This window comes from Butyricicoccus faecihominis (assembly GCF_024462775.1).
In the GTDB taxonomy this organism is placed as follows: Bacteria; Bacillota; Clostridia; order Oscillospirales; family Butyricicoccaceae; genus Agathobaculum; species Agathobaculum faecihominis_A.
The window spans coordinates 1-17,165 of sequence record NZ_JANGCE010000013.1 but is presented as its reverse complement, the minus strand read 5'-3'; the positions used below and the strand labels follow the sequence as shown (position 1 = coordinate 17,165).

General features: G+C 61.9%; 18 protein-coding genes. 1 reads left to right on the top strand and 17 read right to left on the bottom strand.

Going from position 1 to position 17,165, the window contains the following annotated elements:
- Nucleotides 1–6 precede the first annotated feature (6 nt).
- The 17 genes from fmt to NE562_RS08325 form a co-directional block, all read right to left on the bottom strand.
- Nucleotides 7–930, bottom strand: coding sequence for a methionyl-tRNA formyltransferase (gene fmt, locus NE562_RS08405; protein WP_280961960.1), 924 nt, complete (start codon nucleotides 928–930; stop codon nucleotides 7–9).
- Nucleotides 927–1,439 (bottom strand): peptide deformylase, encoded by a 513-nt coding sequence (gene def / locus NE562_RS08400; protein ID WP_280961959.1) that lies wholly within the window; start codon nucleotides 1,437–1,439, stop codon nucleotides 927–929. Before def ends, fmt begins: the two co-directional genes overlap by 4 nt.
- 164 nt (nucleotides 1,440–1,603) lie before the next feature.
- A complete protein-coding gene (gene priA, locus NE562_RS08395) occupies nucleotides 1,604–4,072 on the bottom strand; it encodes a replication restart helicase PriA (protein WP_280961958.1) in 2,469 nt (822 codons plus the stop codon).
- Nucleotides 4,073–4,095: 23 nt separating this feature from the next.
- A complete protein-coding gene (gene coaBC / locus NE562_RS08390) occupies nucleotides 4,096–5,289 on the bottom strand; it encodes a bifunctional phosphopantothenoylcysteine decarboxylase/phosphopantothenate--cysteine ligase CoaBC (protein ID WP_280961957.1) in 1,194 nt (397 codons plus the stop codon).
- 3 nt (nucleotides 5,290–5,292) lie between these two features.
- Nucleotides 5,293–5,706 (bottom strand): DNA-directed RNA polymerase subunit omega, encoded by a 414-nt coding sequence (gene rpoZ / locus NE562_RS08385; RefSeq protein WP_280961956.1) that lies wholly within the window; start codon nucleotides 5,704–5,706, stop codon nucleotides 5,293–5,295.
- A 56-nt stretch (nucleotides 5,707–5,762) separates the two neighbouring features.
- Nucleotides 5,763–6,329 (bottom strand): guanylate kinase, encoded by a 567-nt coding sequence (gene gmk / locus NE562_RS08380; protein WP_280961955.1) that lies wholly within the window; start codon nucleotides 6,327–6,329, stop codon nucleotides 5,763–5,765.
- Nucleotides 6,322–6,588 carry a DUF370 domain-containing protein gene (locus NE562_RS08375; RefSeq protein ID WP_280961954.1) on the bottom strand — a complete coding sequence of 89 codons (267 nt, stop codon included), beginning with the start codon at nucleotides 6,586–6,588 and terminating at the stop codon, nucleotides 6,322–6,324. Before NE562_RS08375 ends, gmk begins: the two co-directional genes overlap by 8 nt.
- 15 nt (nucleotides 6,589–6,603) lie before the next feature.
- On the bottom strand, nucleotides 6,604–7,479 hold the full coding sequence (locus tag NE562_RS08370; RefSeq protein WP_280961953.1) for a YicC/YloC family endoribonuclease: 876 nt from the start codon (nucleotides 7,477–7,479) through the stop codon (nucleotides 6,604–6,606).
- An 18-nt stretch (nucleotides 7,480–7,497) separates the two neighbouring features.
- Nucleotides 7,498–8,001 carry a hypothetical protein gene (locus NE562_RS08365; protein ID WP_280961952.1) on the bottom strand — a complete coding sequence of 168 codons (504 nt, stop codon included), beginning with the start codon at nucleotides 7,999–8,001 and terminating at the stop codon, nucleotides 7,498–7,500.
- Nucleotides 8,002–8,003: 2 nt separating this feature from the next.
- Nucleotides 8,004–8,615: a J domain-containing protein gene (locus tag NE562_RS08360; protein WP_280961951.1), complete on the bottom strand. Its 612-nt coding sequence runs from the start codon at nucleotides 8,613–8,615 to the stop codon at nucleotides 8,004–8,006.
- Nucleotides 8,602–9,486 carry a DUF5685 family protein gene (locus tag NE562_RS08355; protein ID WP_280961950.1) on the bottom strand — a complete coding sequence of 295 codons (885 nt, stop codon included), beginning with the start codon at nucleotides 9,484–9,486 and terminating at the stop codon, nucleotides 8,602–8,604. The genes NE562_RS08360 and NE562_RS08355 overlap by 14 nt, the downstream gene beginning before the upstream one ends.
- A 123-nt stretch (nucleotides 9,487–9,609) precedes the next feature.
- On the bottom strand, nucleotides 9,610–10,023 hold the full coding sequence (locus NE562_RS08350; protein ID WP_280961949.1) for a SoxR reducing system RseC family protein: 414 nt from the start codon (nucleotides 10,021–10,023) through the stop codon (nucleotides 9,610–9,612).
- A gap of 217 nt (nucleotides 10,024–10,240) precedes the next feature.
- Nucleotides 10,241–11,827: an NAD(P)/FAD-dependent oxidoreductase gene (locus NE562_RS08345; RefSeq protein ID WP_280961948.1), complete on the bottom strand. Its 1,587-nt coding sequence runs from the start codon at nucleotides 11,825–11,827 to the stop codon at nucleotides 10,241–10,243.
- Nucleotides 11,824–13,218, bottom strand: coding sequence for a YbbR-like domain-containing protein (locus tag NE562_RS08340; RefSeq protein ID WP_280961947.1), 1,395 nt, complete (start codon nucleotides 13,216–13,218; stop codon nucleotides 11,824–11,826). Before NE562_RS08340 ends, NE562_RS08345 begins: the two co-directional genes overlap by 4 nt.
- Nucleotides 13,215–14,102 carry a diadenylate cyclase CdaA gene (cdaA, locus tag NE562_RS08335; RefSeq protein WP_280961946.1) on the bottom strand — a complete coding sequence of 296 codons (888 nt, stop codon included), beginning with the start codon at nucleotides 14,100–14,102 and terminating at the stop codon, nucleotides 13,215–13,217. The genes NE562_RS08340 and cdaA overlap by 4 nt, the downstream gene beginning before the upstream one ends.
- A gap of 123 nt (nucleotides 14,103–14,225) precedes the next feature.
- Nucleotides 14,226–15,356 (bottom strand): aminotransferase class V-fold PLP-dependent enzyme, encoded by a 1,131-nt coding sequence (locus tag NE562_RS08330; protein ID WP_280961945.1) that lies wholly within the window; start codon nucleotides 15,354–15,356, stop codon nucleotides 14,226–14,228.
- 4 nt (nucleotides 15,357–15,360) lie between these two features.
- Nucleotides 15,361–15,588 (bottom strand): DUF3343 domain-containing protein, encoded by a 228-nt coding sequence (locus tag NE562_RS08325; RefSeq protein WP_280961944.1) that lies wholly within the window; start codon nucleotides 15,586–15,588, stop codon nucleotides 15,361–15,363.
- A gap of 123 nt (nucleotides 15,589–15,711) precedes the next feature.
- Here NE562_RS08325 and NE562_RS08320 point away from each other — a divergent pair, with 123 nt between their 5' ends.
- Nucleotides 15,712–16,944 carry an ATP-binding protein gene (locus tag NE562_RS08320; protein WP_280961943.1) on the top strand — a complete coding sequence of 411 codons (1,233 nt, stop codon included), beginning with the start codon at nucleotides 15,712–15,714 and terminating at the stop codon, nucleotides 16,942–16,944.
- The last annotated feature ends 221 nt before the right edge of the window (nucleotides 16,945–17,165 follow it).

Below are 17,165 nucleotides of genomic sequence, written 5' to 3'. Positions count from 1 at the left end.
TTCTCCTTAAATTCCCAATAATGAACCTTGGGTCACTTGATGGCCCCGTAGAAAATCCTCGCTCTTCATACGCTTGCCGCCGACGAGTTGGATCTCATCCAAATGCACCGCGCCTTCGCCGCAGGCAATGGTCAGCCCGGCCTTGGGGTCTGCCTGCAGCACCGTGCCCGGCGCTCCGCAGCCCGCGCAGGGCGTGACGGAATAAACCTTGAGCCGCTCGCCCGCAAGCAGCGTCAGCGCGACCGGCCACGGATTCAGGCCGCGCACCAGACAGTCGATCTCACGCGCCGATCTGGTCCAATCGATCACGGCCAACTGCTTATCCAGCATCTTGGCATAGCAGCTTTGGCTGTCGTCCTGCGGGCGGGGCACGATGTCGCTTAGGCGGTCAATGGTCTCGGTCAGCAGCGACGCGCCCGCGACGGCAAGCCGGTCAAACAGCTCGCCCGCGGTCTCCCGCTCGCCGATCTTGGTCTCATAGGTGAGCAGCATATCGCCGGTATCCAGTCCCTCGGCCATTTGCATGGTGGTCACGCCCGCGGTTTTGTCCCCAGCGATTACCGCCCACTGGATGGGCGCCGCGCCGCGCCAGCGCGGCAATAGCGAGCCGTGCACATTGATGCAGCCGCGCGGCGGGATATCGAGCACCGCCCCCGGCAAAAGCTTTCCGTACGCGACGACGACGATCAGCTCCGGCGCGATCTCGCGCAGGCGCGCTTGCTCCGCCTCGTCCCGCAGGGTGGCCGGCTGATATACCGGCACGCCGTGCTTCAGCGCCAATTCTTTGACCGGCGGAGCAGTCAGCACCTGCTTGCGGCCCTGCGGTTTATCCGGCTGGGTGTATACGGCGGCTACTTCATGGCCCGCGTCGAGCAGCGCCTGCAAACTTGGTTCGGCAAAGTCCGGCGTGCCCATGAACACGATCTTCATTCGGCGCCGCCCTCCGCTTCCGCCTCGTTCTCCGCGCGCAAAGCTTCTATATCCACATATTCTTCCACCTTTTCCGTGAAAAGATGCCCGTCTAAATGTTCCGTTTCATGGCAAAAGCACTGAGCGACCATGCCCTCGCCTTCGCGCTCCAACCAGTTTCCATCGCGGTCCTGCGCGCGGATTTTAGCCCAAGTGGGCCGGGTGACATAGCCCCAGCGGCCGGGAACAGACAAACAGCCTTCAATTACGCGCTCTTCCCCCCGCGTTTCGATCACCTCGGGGTTGACCAGCTCGACGACCTCCTCGGGCTCCTGATTGACGTCGAGCAATACGACCACGCGGCGCAAGATACCCACCTGCGGCGCGGCCAAGCCTACGCCGCCGGCGTTTTCCAGCGTTTCGCGCATATCGTCTATTAACTGGTGCAGCCGGTCGTCGAACTTTTCCACCTTGCGGCTGCGCTTTTTGAGCTGCTCGTCTTCCTCGGTCAAAATCTTACGAAGTGCCATTTTTATCTCCTTTGTTATCCTTTAAGTTCAGTAGTTGGTTCAATGAATAATTAGTAATTAGTAGTTAGTAGTTAGTAATTGAGGATACGCGCGGCGCGCGACTATTTTAATCATCGGCCTGCGGCCGATACCGCAATTACTCATTACTAATTACTAATTCCTAATTAAAGATCGGGGTTTTGGTCCGCGTAAAGCGAAACGCCCCGGTTTTTTCCGTCCGTCATAAATTCGCGGATCACGCCCGCGATCAGCGTGCGCCAGCGCGCGCTTTGCGCGCCGCGCAGGGTTAAATGGTAACGGTAACGCCCCATCACCCGCACCATGGATGCAGCCGCCGGACCTAAAACAGGGGTCTTTAGATCGGCGTATTGCCCTTCCATCAGGCTGAGCAGCCTAGTTTTGAGCCGCAGCAGACATTGCAGCACCTGTTGCTCCACCTCGCCCGAAGCCGTTAAAACGGTAAGCTCCGCGACCGGCGGGCACTGCAAGGCCTGTCTGGTCTCCATTTCGCTTTCATAAAACTTTTCATAGTCCTGCCGGGCCGCGGAAAGGATCACGGGATGCGTCGGGCTGTAGGTTTGAATGATCGCCCGGCCCGTATCGAACCGGCGGCCCGCACGGCCCACCACCTGCGTGATCAAAGAAAAGGTGCGCTCCCTTGCGCGGTAATCCTGCGCGTAAAGGCTTTGGTCCGCGTCCAACACGCCGACGAGCGTAACGTTTTCAAAATCCAGCCCCTTGGTCACCATTTGGGTGCCGAGCAGGATATCCGCCCCGCCGCCCGCAAATTTGGAAAGCAGCTTTTCATGCGCGCCCTTGGTATGCATGGTATCCGCATCCATGCGCAAAACGCGGGCCGTGGGGAATTTTTCATTCAGCTCCTGTTCGACCCGCTGCGTGCCCGGCGTTTCGGTGAACAGGTCGCTGCCGCCGCAAACGGGGCACGCGCCTGTGATCCGTACGGACGCGCCGCAGTAGTGGCACATCGCCCGGCCGGAAGCGGAATGATAGGTCATCGTCGTCGAACAGGAGGGGCACTCGGGCACCCAGCCGCACAGCGCGCAGCCGATCACGCGGCTATTGCCCCGGCGGTTCAAAAACAGGATGGCCTGCTTGTGCGCTTCCAGCGTTTCCGCGAGCTCGGCTTCCAGCTGCGGGCCGATCACGCCCGCGCGGCCCTCTCGCACAAGCCCGCGTTGGTCGGCGACGACCACCTCGGGCAGCGCCGTGCCGAGGAAACGCTCGGCAAGCCGGAAAATCGGATATTTGCCCTGCGTCGCGCCCCAGTACGTTTCCACCGAGGGCGTGGCCGAACCGAGCACGAGCAGCGCCTTTTCCTTTGCGGCGCGGTACTTGGCCACGTCGCGCGCATGGTAGCGCGGGGTCTGCTCGGAACGGTAGGCGGCGTCCTGCTCCTCATCGATGATCAGTACGCCCAGATCGCGCACGGGCGCAAACACGGCCGACCGCGTGCCGATGACCACGCGCGCGCGGCCCGACTGGATCAGTTTAAAGCTGTCGTACCGCTCGCCCGCCGAAAGAGCCGAGTGCTGCACCGCCACCGTTTCGCCAAAGCGGCCGACGAACTGCCGCAGCACCTGCGGCGTCAGCCCGATCTCAGGCACCAGCACGATCGCGCTTTTGTCCAGCGCCAGCGCATCCTCGATCAGCTTTAAATACACCTGTGTTTTGCCGCTTCCTGTAACGCCGAAAAGCAGGGCGGCGCGCGCCTCGTTTTCACGCAGCAGGGCGGCGAGTCCCTCATACGCCCGCTGCTGCTCGCCCGAAAGGAGCGGGGACGGCACGGGCGGGATCTCGGAAAAATCCGGTGTGCGCAAGGTTTCGGCATAGTCTACGGCGAGAATGCCCTTCTTTACCATATCCCGAACGGTCGCGTCTGATGCGCCCGTCATATAGCAAAGCTCCTTTTGGCTCATCCGCAAGCCGTCCGAAAGGACGGCGACCACATCCTGCCGCACCGGGCTGCGCCCGGCGGCCACGCGGTTTCTCGCCTGTTCGGCCTCCACCGCGAGGTATAGCAGCTTTTCGGTCTTATCGCCCGAACGCCGCGCGGTATTGCTGCGGTACTGGAGCACGCCCTCGCCTGTGAGCGCGTCCAAAACGCCCTGCACCGGTTTACCCGGCAGCGCGCCGCGGATTTCCTCCAGCGCCAGCGTTTGCCCCGGCGCGGAGAATAGAAGCAGCACCTCGCCCGTGAGCCCGGCCCGCCGGTGCAGCTCGTCCAGCGCGGCCGTATGGGAAAGCGTATAGGTCTCGCGCCGTTTGAACCACAGGCCCGCGGGCAGCATGACGCGCACGCAATCGAAAAAAGTGCAGTACAGCCGCTCCCGCATCCACGCGGCGAGCGCAAGCTGCTCGCGCGAAAGGATAGGGCGTTCGTCCAGCACCTCGATCACGGGCTTGAGCTTACGGTCCGGCAGGCCCTCGCGGAAGGCGAGCACCACGCCTTCCGCCCGTTTATTGCCAAAGCCGAACGGCACGAGGACACGGCTACCGATGGCAGCCCTTCCCCGCAGCTCGTCCGGCACACGGTACGAATATAATTTGTCGATCGCAAAGGTGGCCGCGTCCACGGCGACCGCGCAGATCTTATCCCTTAGGTTTTCTTCCATGAACACGCCCCTTTCCAATCATTTTACGCCAGTTCCAGCAGCCGGTCCAGAATCAGATCGGCCAGTTCCTCTTTCCGCATGAGCGGCGCGGTCTCGCGGCTTCCGTCCGCGAACAGCAGGGTCGCCGCGTTGGTATCGTGCTGAAAGCCCGCGCCCGCGTCCCGCAGACTGTTGGCGACCAGCATATCGCAGTTTTTGCGGCGCAACTTATCCTGCGCGTTCTGAATCAAATCCCGCGTTTCCATGGCAAAGCCGCAGAGAAGCTGGCCGGGCTTTTTCCGCCCGCCGAGCGCGGCCAAAATATCCGGGTTACGCGTCAGCGGCAGGGTCATATCGTCCGCCGCCTTTTTGATCTTTTCACTGTGCTCCTCCGCCGGGCGGTAGTCGCCCACGGCCGCCGCTTTGACGATGATATCCTGCGCGTCCGCGCGCGACAGCACCGCGTCGTACATATCCCGCGCGGAGGCGACCGGCACAAAGGCAACGTCCCACGGCGCGGACAGCGCCGTCGGCCCGGAGACCAATGTTACCTCGGCGCCGCGCAACGCGGCGCGGGCCGCCACGGCATAGCCCATTTTGCCGGAGGAATGGTTGGATAGAAAGCGTACCGGATCGAGCGCTTCCTGCGTCGGCCCGGCGGTGACCAGCACGCGCCTGCCCGCAAGGTCCTGCCGCGTCAAAGCGCGTTCGATCACGTGCATGATCTCGGCGGTATCCGCGAGCTTGCCCCGTCCGGTGTCGCCGCAGGCAAGGCGGCCCGCCGCCGGTTCCACCAGCAGAACGCCCCGCGCGCGAAGGGTGGCTAGGTTTTGCTGCGTGACCGGGTTATCGTACATGCCGGTGTTCATCGCGGGCGCGACCACGACCGGCGCGCCCGTGGCCAGCAGCGTGGTCGTGACCATGTCGTCCGCGATCCCGTGCGCGGCCTTGGCGATCACATTGGCCGTGGCCGGTGCGATCACGAACACATCCGCCGCTTTGGCAAGCGAGATATGCTCGACCTCCCACGCGAAATCACGGTCGAACGTGTCAACAATCGCGCGAAAGCCCGAAAGCGTCTCAAATGTGACAGGGGTGATAAATTCAGTCGCCGAAGCCGTCATCAGCACGCGCACCTCGGCGCCCGCGCCGCGCAGCTTGCTTGTCAGATCGGCCGCTTTATAGGCCGCGATACCGCCCGTGACACACAAAACGACCGTTTTACCCGTAAGCCCCATGGTTTATCGATCCTCGGGCGGCACATCGCCGTCGCCAAAGTCGTCCTCCACGCCATGGTATTCGCCGGAAAGGCTGCGGGCATCGTCCTCGTCGTCCGCATCCTCGTCGTCCTCGTCGCGGATCGCGTCCTCGTCAAAGTCCTCGTCGTCCATCACGAGCGCGTCGTCCACATCGACGATCGCGGCGGCCACCGGGTTGTTCTGCGGGATGATTACCTCGGTGCGCGGGCCGGGCCGGTACACGACCGTGCCGGCAGCGATCTCGTCCAGCGCGAGCTTTACCGCCTTATCGTTCAGCGGCTCATCCTTTTCTTCCGCAATATCGGCGATATCGCGGGCGCGCTGCGCGGCCAGATTGACCAGCAGATAGCGGTTGCCCACCCGTTTCATCAGTTCTTGCATGGAAGGTTTCAGCATCTTCTATTTCTCCTTTGATTGTAAGTGGTTTTATGAATATACTAAAATCGAAAAAGCTATGCGTTTTGCCGGTTTTCACGAATAATGCCTTGCAGCTCGCGCACCGCGCGCTCCACCGTATCGTTTACCACGACATGGTCGAACTCGTTCATGCGCGTCAGCTCCTGCCGGGCGGTCTCCAAACGTTTCAGAACCTTTTCCTCGTTTTCCGTGCCTCGGCCGCGCAAGCGGCTTGCCAGCTCATCAAAGCTCGGCGGGGCGATGAACACCATCACGGCGTCCGCCCGCTTGGCCCGCACCTGCATGGCGCCCTGCACCTCGATCTCGAGGATGACGTCCTGGCCGGCATTGAGCCGGTCGTTTACCGGCTGCTCCAGCGTGCCGTAATAGTTATCAACATATTTCGCGTATTCCAAAAAAGCGTTTTGCGCGATATGCTTTTCAAAATCCGCCTTGGAAAGGAAGTAGTAATGCACCCCTTCGACTTCGCCCGGACGCGGCGCGCGCGTCGTCGCGGAGACCGAGAGGAAGAGATTGCCGTCCTCCCCCAGCAGGCGGGATAAAAGCGTGCCCTTGCCCGCCCCGGAAGGGCCGGTGAATACATAAAGCGTTCCCTTAGGCATCGTCCTCGGCCTCCTCTCCGGCGGCGGCGCCCGCCATGCGGGCCGCGACCGTTTCCGGCTGCAAGGCGGACAGCACCACATGGTCGCTGTCCATGATCAGCACGGCGCGGGTGCGGCGGCCATAGGTGCCGTCCACCACCATGCCGCGGTCGCGCGCCTCCTGCACGGTGCGCTTGACGGGCGCGGACTCGGGGCTGACAATCGCGATCAAACGCGTATCCGCCACCATGTTGCCAAAACCAATGTTGATAAGCCGCATTTGTGCTCCCCCGCTTTACTCGATGTTCTGAATCTGTTCGCGGATCTTTTCGATCTCGCTTTTGATGTCGACCACGGTGCGCGCGAGCGCCACGTCGTTTGCCTTGGAGCCAATCGTGTTGGCTTCCCGGTTCATCTCCTGCACCAAAAAGTCCAGTTTGCGGCCCACCGCCGCCGTTTCGCCGAGCATAAGATCGAGCTGGTTGAGATGCGAACGCAAGCGGACGGTCTCCTCATCCACCGCGGTCTTATCGGCATAGATGGCGGCTTCGGTCAGGATGCGCGTCTCGTCGATCGCGGTATCCTTCAAAACTTCCTGCATGCGGGCAAGCAGCTTTTCGCGGTATTCGCGCACGCGCTCCGGCGAGCGCTCTTCGACCACGCCGACCATCTTCTCGATCGCGGCGCAGCGGCTTCGCACATCGCCCGCGAGTTTTTCACCCTCTCTGGCGCGCATCTCATCGAAATGCGCCGCCGCTGTTTCAAACACAGTGAGCGCCGCCGCCGTCAGTTCGGCGGCGTCCTGCTCCACCCGCTCGGCGCCGAGCACCTCGGGCAGGGACGCGAGCCCCATGACCGTGATGTCGTCCGTCAGGTCATACCGCGCGGCCAGACCGCGCAGCGCTGTCAGATAATGCTCCGCCACGGCGTTGTTGACCGTGACCGCAAGATCGGCGGCTTCCTCGACCTCTACGCCGATGTAAACCTCCACCTTGCCGCGGGCAATGCGCGCGGAGGCGGCCTTCTTCACCGCTTCTTCCAGAAAGCCGTACTGGCGCGGCGCTTTTACCGTGCAATCCAGATAGCGGTGATTGACCGCGCGCAGCTCGGCGGTGATGGTGAATTTACCGACCGTTTCCTTGGCCCGCCCGTAGCCGGTCATACTTTTCATGGTTTCATCCCTTCCTCGTTAGAGCGGCATGTTGCGCCGCAGGGTGGCGATCAGCCGAGACAGGCCGATATCGTAAATTTCAAAAACAGCGTTCAGGCCTATCCAAATGACGAGCAGTCGCCACGTTGCCGGAAGCGCCAGCTGCGGGAACAGGCCGGCGGCTACCGCGAATACCGCCGCCGCGAGGATCGCATTGAAATAAAGCAGCTTTAAAATACGCTGCATGCCGCGGGGCGTGTGCGCCTCGATCAGGTATTTCAGGATTGGGTACAGCCCGGCAAAACCGATATACGCGACGACCAGTCCCTTGCGCGGCACGATCAGCGCCGAAAGGATTGAAGCCGCCACGTACATGAGGACCGACCACCTGACCCGTCCGCGCCGAAGCAGCGGCACGGCCGAACACACGCCCGCCGCGATCGCGGCCGCCGCGCCGATCCACGGCGAAACACCGCCGAGGTATAGCAGCGCGACGGCGGCGGCCGTCAGCAGGCCGCCGCGCGCGAGGAACTTCGTATTCATATTCAGCATCCGCCCCCGCAGCACGCGTTCAGGCAGCAGTTAAGACAGGCCATTTGCATGCAGCAGTCGCACATGTTGGCCTCCGCCATCGGGCGGTAGCCGCCGTAGCCGCCCGACATGTTCAAATTATTCAGCGCGGTGCGGTATTCCACATTGGCCGGGTCCATCTGGCAAGCCTGCGTATAGGCGCGGCCCGCTTCATCGTACCAGCCCTTGCGGTAATACACCGTGCCCATCAGGAAAAACCATTCGGCGTCCCGCGCGGAAATACGCTGCAAAAGCGACTCCGCGAGCCCCAGATTACCCTGATTGATCGCCTGACGCACCTGACTGTACAGGCCGGCGTTCGCGCCGGTGTACTGCCGCTGCCCGGCAGGCCCGCTTTGCGCGCCTCCCGCCTGCTGTCCAGCCGGTCCGCCGTTTTTTCCGGCGCGCTCGTTCATGATCATGTCGTAAGCCTCGTTGATCTCCTTCATGCGGGCTTCCGCCAGATCGGACAGCGGGTTATTGATATAATTATCGGGATGGTATTTGCGCGCCAGATCGCGATAGGCGCGCTTGACGTCGTCGTCGCTGGTCTGCGGCGTCACGCCGAGCACTTTATAGGGATCCATGTTTGCCCCATCCTCCGTTCGTTTGGTAGGTTCCGTCCAGCACTTGTCTCGTGACGAGCGGCATACCCAAAAATATAATATTGCGTAAAAGCCCCTCGTCCCGCTCGGGCCGGAGCAAGTCGAAAGCCGAACACACGTCGACAAGCGACCGTTCGAGCGTCGTTTCCAGCGGCTGCTTGATCTCGGACAGGGCCGGGGCCTGCAAGCCATAGCGCCGCACCACGGGATTGTAGTTGCCGCTTACAAGATCCTCCGCCACATCGGCGCAGGCGTCCAGCAGGTAGACCCACCGGCCTACGTGGTAAAACATCTGCGTGAGGATGCGCTCGCGCGCGTCGCCCGTTTGGGGCACGGCGGCGGCGGTCAGCCGCGCGGAAGCGTCGGCCGCGCGGTCCATGGAATCGCAGTTTTGCTGTTCCAGCGTTTGCAGGTCTTCCAGCGCCCGCACCATGCGCCGGTCGGCTTCCGGCAGACGGGCGCGGGCCTGTTCGTAGCCCTTTCGCCCCAAGTGGCACAGCGTTTTTGCCAAAAGCCGCTTTGCGCCCTTTTCATCCGCCAGACTATCGCGCAGCTTATGGTAGGTGAGCAGCACGCTCACATCGGCCGCCCGCTCCAAAAATTCGTCCGGCGCGGCGCAGGCCTTTTTGCGAAACGGGCTCGCGTCGCACCGCTTGCCGCAGGGCGGCGGGGTCTCCGTACTGCCGCAGCCGATTACCAGCGCGTAAAAGGTCATATCATAGCTCAAAAAAAGCGTATAAAACCGGCCGTATCGGCCGCGTATCGCATGACACAGCCCACAATAGACCTGCTGAAACCGATCGACCTCCCGAACGCGCAGCTCAGGGCGCACCGGGCGGATAAAGCCGAACATCGCACCGTTCCTCTCGCGCCGCGCCTGTTACGCGGCAGTTTACCGTATTCATTTTATTCTACCGGATTTTCCGCTGTAAGACAAGAGAAAACCGATCAAACAGGGCAAAAATTCACAAAAAGTTTAGACCAGACCGGTAATGCGGAAGGTAACGGCGCTTTCCGCCTTCAAACGGCGGCTATACCACACGGCGAGCAGCACGCCGATGACAAAACCGGCCGCGCCGCCAAGCGCAGATACCGCGCCGCCAAGCTTTGGCAGCGCCGCCAGCGCGTAGCCAATGAAAAACAAAACGAGCGGCAGCGCGTATACCAGCGCCGCGTAGCCCAAAACCTTGCGGCTCTCGCCTTCGATCGTGACGCGGTCGCCCACGGCGGCGCCCGCCACGTTGCGCGCGGTGACGACGATGGTCTGGTTCGCCATGCCGTCGCACCCGCCGCATTTGGCGCAGTCATGCGCGCACGCGCCCCGTCGAACGACCTCCACCTCGGCCATCTGGCCCGAGAGCAGACGCTTTACTGTTGCAACTTGAGTCAATGAGAAACCTCCTTTGGAAAATTAGAAATTAGTAATGAGTAGTTAGTAATTGCGGTATCGGCCGCAGGCCGATTAAATTTAATTGCGCGCTACGCGCGCCACGGCCAATTCCTAACTCTTATCTAAAACTCGTTACGCCCCGTTCACCCGGACGCCATAATTACTAATTTCTAATTACTAACTACTAATTATCACTTACCTCCGTTTTATGGATTCGCTAAACGAAAGGCTGAAATTCTTCCATAATCTTGTTCGCCGCTTTGATGCCGTCCACCGCGGCGGACATGATGCCGCCCGCGTACCCCGCGCCTTCCCCGCACGGGATAAGCCCCGCGCCGGAAAGGCTGAACAGGTCGTCCCCGCGTTTCATGCGCACGGGGGAAGAGGTGCGGGTCTCCGGCCCGGTGAGCAGCGCGTCCGCGCTGTCAAAGCCTTTGATCTTTTTCCCGAAAAACGGCAGGCTGTCCCGCAGCATTTGCCGCGCCGCGGGCGGCAGGCTGGCCGCCGCTTGTCCGAACGAAACGCCGATCGGGTAGCTCGGAGCGACCTGCCCCGGGCCCGCGCTTGGCTCGTCCCTCAGGAAATCGCCGACGCGCTGGCACGGCGCGCGGTAGCCGCCGGTCTGCGCGAACGCGGCGCGTTCGATCTGTCGCTGCAAGTGAATACCGCCAAAGGGCGTGCCATCCGCAAAATCAGCCGGATCGACCGATACAGCCAGCGCCGCGTTGGCATTTTTCCCGGCCCGCGCGTGATAACTCATGCCGTTCGTCACAACGGTGTTTTCCTCGCTCTGCGCGGCGACGACCACGCCGCCCGGACACATACAGAAGGAATAGCAGGCCCGTCCCCCCTCGCGGCGGGAAAGGCTGTATTCCGCGGGCGGCAGCGCCGGATGCCCGGCGTGCTTACCGTACAGCGCGCGGTCAATCTCGCTTTGCAGGTGCTCGATGCGCACGCCGACGGAAAAGGGCTTCGGCTCCAAGTATACCCCATTTTCATGCAGCGCAAAAAACGTATCGCGCGCCGAATGACCGATCGCAAGAACCGCCCGCTCGCAGGCAAGCTCGTCCCCTTCGGCGGCGACCGCGCGAAGCGCGCCGTTTCGCAGGGTCACGCCCGTCAGCCTCGCGCCAAAGCGCACCTCGCCGCCGGCGGCTATGATACTCCGCCGCATTTCCCGTACGACTTTTTTCAGTATATCGGTGCCGATATGCGGCTTTGCCTGCCGCAGGATCTCCGCGGGCGCGCCGCACAAATGCAGCGTTTGCAGCACGGTATCGCACAGCGAATCGCCGATGCGGGTGGTCAGCTTGCCGTCCGAATAAGCGCCCGCGCCGCCCTCGCCAAATTGAATATTGCATTCGGTATCCAGCGCGCCGCCCGCCCAAAAATTCTTGACCGCGCGGTCGCGCGCGTCCAGATCGCCGCCGCGCTCCAACACGATGGGCGCGTAGCCGTTCCCGGCGAGCGTATAAGCCGCAAACAGCCCGGCGGGGCCAAAACCGACCACCACGGGCCGGTGTTCCAGCTTCTTGTTCCCGCGTTTTATCGCGGGCGGCGTATCCTCTTTAAAACGAACGAATGGCATTTGCAGGTTTTCTGCAAATGCCCTTTCGTCTTGCATACCGTCTATCCGCACCGAATAAACCCGGCTGAGGCCGCCGCGCCGCGCGTCGATGCTGGCGCGGCACACCGCCGCCTGAACCGAACCTTCCGCAATGCCGGTCAAGCGCAGCGCCTCGCGCACCGCTTGCTGCTCGGGGCAATCAAAGGGCAGGCGCACATTGCTTACGATGATGCTCACGTGCCGTCCCCCTGTTCCGCGTCCGGCGCTTGCGGGTCCGTCGACGTGTTCGGTTCGGCCGACGTGTCGGCGTCTGCCGGCGGCTCGGTCGCATCGGGCGTATCCGTACCGGCCGGCGGGGTTGTGGGCGGCGTAGGCGTTGCGGACTCCTTGCGTTTAACGGCGATCGTCACCTGTACATCCTCGTCCACCAGTGTGACGCCGCTCGGCAAGCCGGTTGCGGCGACAACGCCCTTGACCTCATGCGTGCCCTCGCCCAGCGAAGCGGAATCGACCGTCAGTCCGATGGAAAAGTTGCTTACATCGATCTTATCCAGCGCCGATTTGTTGCCGCGCAGCTCGATCTCCACGTTTTCCGTCTGTGTGGTTACCGTATAGTTTGCCTTTTCATCCGACGTATCGGTCACGACAAAGTCGGTCACCTTCACCTTGCGGGTGTCCACGCCGTCGATCGCAACGGTCACGGTAGCGGTTTTCGGTTGCCCATCCGCCAAATGCACCCCTTCGGGCAGGTCGATGGTCTTTACAATGGCCGTGCCCGTCTTGGCGCTGCTCAGGTCGATCTCGCCAAGGTTGATTTCTTTCATCTCCGAAATGATGTTCTGATCGCCGTAGACCTGCACCTCGGTCGGGTCGATCGTGACCGTGGCGCGGTTTGCGGTGGACGTGCCGCCGTCCTTCAGCGTCACGGTGAGCGGCACGGTGCCGCGCTGATAAACCGCCAGCTTCACGCGAACGGATTGGGTCTTGCTCGATACATACGGGGAATCGATCGGCTCGCCCGCTTCGTTGCACAGCGTGATGGCGCAGTTCTCCTGCAGCGCGCTGTCCTTCCCATCCACCGAGATGGTGGCGTAAGCATAGGCGACCTCTTCCAGATCGGCGGACGGACCTTCCACGGTCACCTGCTCGGTCAGCGATTTCGGCGTGCCCGCGAGGCAGCCTTCCGCGGGCGTTCCGGTAACGCCCAAACGGACCGGCACCTGCTTGGTCGTGATCTTATCGATGCGCAGATGCACGGTGGACGGCTTGATCGACTGCACATCGACGCCGACCTTGCTGATCGCCGCGTCGAGCGGCAAATCATACTCGCCTGCCTCGGGCAGGGCGGAAACGTCCACCTTAATCGATATCTGATTCTTCTTAACGTCGGTCACATCGGTGGACTTACCCACCGCGCGCACCGTGATCGTGGTATTCTTGCCCTCGATGATGGAGAGGCCGGTCTTTTCCGCCAGCGCGCTCTCTCCCTCAAAAACAATGGGGATCTCGTTATAATCGTAATGCCGCTCCGGGTTATCAATACCCATGACGACCGCCCAAATAACAACCGCGAGCCCGAGGGACAGCAGGCGCAGCAATACGTCGTGCTCTTTCAAAAAGTGTTTCACTTGCCGAACCCTCCCTTCCATTTATCGCGAAGGGCGGCAACCCGGTTTTTATCCGGTTTTTCTTCTTCCAGCAGTTCGCTCTCCAACACCTTTTGCAGGGTTTCCGTGGAAAGGTGCCGCTTGAGCATGCCGCCGATCGCGACCGAAATCGCGCCCGTTTCCTCGGACACGACGACGAGCACGCAGTCCGCCGATTCACTCATGCCGACGGCGGCGCGGTGGCGGGTGCCCAGATCGCGGGACAGGTTTTGGCTGCCCGAAAGCGGCAGCACGCAGCCGGCCGCATAAACGCGGCCGTCGCGCACGATCATCGCGCCGTCATGCAGCGGGCTGTTTTTGAAAAACACATTCTTCAGCAGCTCCGGCGAAGGCGCCGCGTCCACCAGCGTGCCGGTCGCGACGATCTCGCCCAGACGCTCCGTGCGCTCAAAGACGATCAGCACGCCGGTCTTGGTCTTGGACATGTCGCCGCAAGCGGCGACCGTCGCGTCGATCGCCTTGGCGGTCGCGTCCGGGTCGCTCGTGGTGAGAAATAAACGGCTGACGTTTCCCTTGCCCAGCTGTTCGATGATACGGCGCAGCTCGGGCTGAAAGATCAGCACAAGCATAAACGGCGCGATGGTAAAGACACTTTTCAGCAAATAGCTGATCGTATTCAGATGCGCCTGCGTGGCGATCAGCAGGGCGACCGCCAGCACCAGAATGCCCTTGACCAGCCGCTCCGCGCTCGTATCCTTTAAAAGCTTCATCACGCGGTACAGAATATATGCGACCAGCAGGATGTCGATCACATCGACAAAGGAAATGGTACGAAGATAGCCAAAATCAATCAGCTTGCGCCAATCAAAATTCCCCGTCTCAAAAATTTTTTGCAGTGTATCCATAAAATGCAACCTATCCAATCTATGATAGACTTATCGGTACGCCCGCTGTGCGCGTGCACGCCGTTCTTTAGCATTTTAATAGTACCACATTTCGGCCCTTCTGTATAGCATTGCTGTGAGTTTTCACAGATTTTTCACAGTTTGGCGTAGAATCTCAGTTGCGCGCTCGATCTGCCTGCCGTTGGTATAAAAGGAAACCGAAAAACGGATGGTGCCGGTATCCTCCGTGCCCGCCGTACGGTGCGCGAGCGGCGCGCAGTGCAGGCCCGCGCGCACGGCGACGCCGCGTTCGGCCAATTTTTCCGCCACGGTCTCGCTTGCCGCGCCCTCGACGCGTACCGAAAGCACCCCCGCCTGCGCGTCGCCGCCCGCAAAGCACGCAACCCGCGGCTCGTTTTCCAACAGGCGGGCCATTTCCTGCACCAGCGGGCGCTCATGCGCCAGCATTTGCATGGGGCCGATCGATCTTACAAATTGCAGCCCCGCCGCGAGGCCCGCGATGCCGGTCACGTTGGGCGTGCCGCTTTCCAGCGCGTCCGGCAGAAAGTCCGGCTGCTCCATTTGTTCCGAAACGCTGCCCGTGCCGCCCGCAAGCAGCGGCCTTTTTGCGATTTCGTCGCTTATGGCGAGCAAAATGCCGGTGCCCGGCGGTCCGTAAAGCGCCTTATGGCCCGGCATGCACACCGCCGCAAGGCAGGGATAGCGCCGCACATCAAGCGGAATGACGCCCGCGGACTGGGAAGCGTCCAGTATAAGCGGTACGCCCCGCTCTGTGAGCAGCGCCGCGATCTCATCCAGCGGCGCGATATAGCCAAACACATTGGATACGTGATTCAAGATTACAAGCGCCGCGCCCTCGTCCAGCGCGCGGCGCACGGCGCTTACCATGCCGGCGCCGTCCCACAGGGGACTGGCGGCCACGATCGGCTCGATGCCGCGCAATGCGAGCGGCCGCATCACCGCGTTGTGTTCATACCCGCCCACGGCTACCCGCATGCCGGGCCGCGCCAGCGCGTGAATGGCAAGGTTCAGGGCGTGGGTGGCGTTCAGCGTGAAAACCACACGCGCCGGGTCGCCCAGCCCAAACAGATCGGCGGCGGCCTCGCGGCAGGCATAAACGGTCTCCCCCGCCCGTTCGGCCGCCGCATAGCCGCCGCGGGCATAGCCCGCCGTTTGTTGCAGCGCGCGCTGCACCGCATCGCTCACCGCGCGCGGTTTATACAGCGTGGTGGCCGCGTTATCCAAATAGATCATTCGTTCAGCCCCCCTCCATCATCACGCGGCAGGGTGTGATACCAAGCAGGCGCAGGCGGTACAGCGCGTCGTCCGTCTGCGAGCCGGGCACCCGCACCGCATACGAGCAGGATTCCGTGCGTTCGTGACGGGGCGGGCGCGTGACCTCGCCCGGGATGCCCGCCTGGCCCAAGTGCCGCCGCAGGCCGATCGCTTCGGTCTGATTGCGGCATATTAAAAGAGCGTAGCTCATGAGTCGTCCTCTCCTCCCAAATTGGTTCTACCCATACTATGTTGAAAATAGGGCCAAAGTGTGTTATGATGATTTCGTTTCAAACCACGGCTTCAAACCGTTATGAAGGCCTCCGCGCCAAATATGATAAAACAGGAGATGACTCTTTCCATGGAGCTTTCCGCACTTTCCCTTCGGATTCACGCGCTGTCCGTGCTGCGCCATTTGAACGACGGCCCGCTCGTAGGCGCATACCGCGCGGTACTGGACGCCTTGACCGAGAGCGCCCCCGCCTTTGCCGACCACTACGGCGCGCTTTGCCAGCAGCGCTTTGCCGCGGGCGATGTGCACCGCGCGTTTTTAAACGCGGTGCAGTTCGATACCAATACGCTGACCGATTCGCTCTCCGCGCCCGACCCCACGCAGCTTTCCGCCGCCACGCACGACCTAAACGTGCTGAACGCCTTGCTTGCGCTCACCGGCGCGCAGCTGAAAGAAGCGGCCGTGAACGCCTTCAGCCGCCCCGCGCTGCGCGAGCTGCCCGATTTCCCCGCGAGCGCCCCCCTGCCCTTCCCGGACGGCGCAGCGCTCGCCAGCTATTACCGCGCGCAGGGCTATGGCTTTTTCGCGCAGTCCTCGGCCTTTTCGGTCGGCGACGGCGGCGTGATTTCGCCCATTCCGAACCCGGACAGCGTGCGCCTATCCGACCTGCCGGGGTATGAACGGCAGAAATCCGCCATTCTTAAAAACACCCTTGCCTTCCTTGACGGACGGGACGCGAACAACATTCTGCTTTACGGCGACAAGGGCACGGGCAAATCCTCCACGGTCAAGGCCGTGGTCAACGAATATGCCGACCGCGGACTCAAGATCATCGAAATGTCGCCCCGGCACATCACGGTGTTCCGCGATATTTTCACCGCCGCGCTGCGCTCGCCCTTCCGCTTCATCGTCTTTCTGGACGACCTTTCCTTTAGCCGGGAGGACGACAACTTTGCCGCGCTCAAGGCGTTCATCGAGGGCGGACTCGCGGGCAAGCCGGACAATCTGGTGCTTTACGCGACCTCGAACCGCCGCCACCTGATCCGTGAAACCTTTGCCGACCGGCAGGGCGACGAGGTTTCCACGCGCGACGCGCTGGAGACCGTGACCTCCCTTTCCGACCGCTTCGGTCTGGAAATTACCTTCTCCGTGCCCGATCGGGACGAATATCTGTACATCGTGGACCAGCTTGCGGCGGAAAACAAGCTTGATTTGGACAGGGAACAGCTTCACCTGCTGGCCGAGCGCTTTGCGATACGCCGCAGCGGCCGTTCGCCCCGCGCCGCCCGCCAATTCATCAGCCAGCAGCTGGCTGAAAAGTACGAAAAGACATAAGCCGCGTTTCCACATCCACAATTTAAACAGCAAGGCCGCCGGATTACATATCCAGCGGCCTTCAGCGTGTCATTTGATTAAGAGTGAGCAAGTACCAACTGTGTGGCAAGCGCCCTTTGGGCTTCCCCCCACGAGGGCAAATGCGTAAACTTAAGCAACGCGCGCACAGAGCGCCCTTTGGGCTTCCCCCGACGAGGGGAAGCTGGGCCGCGCGAAGCGCG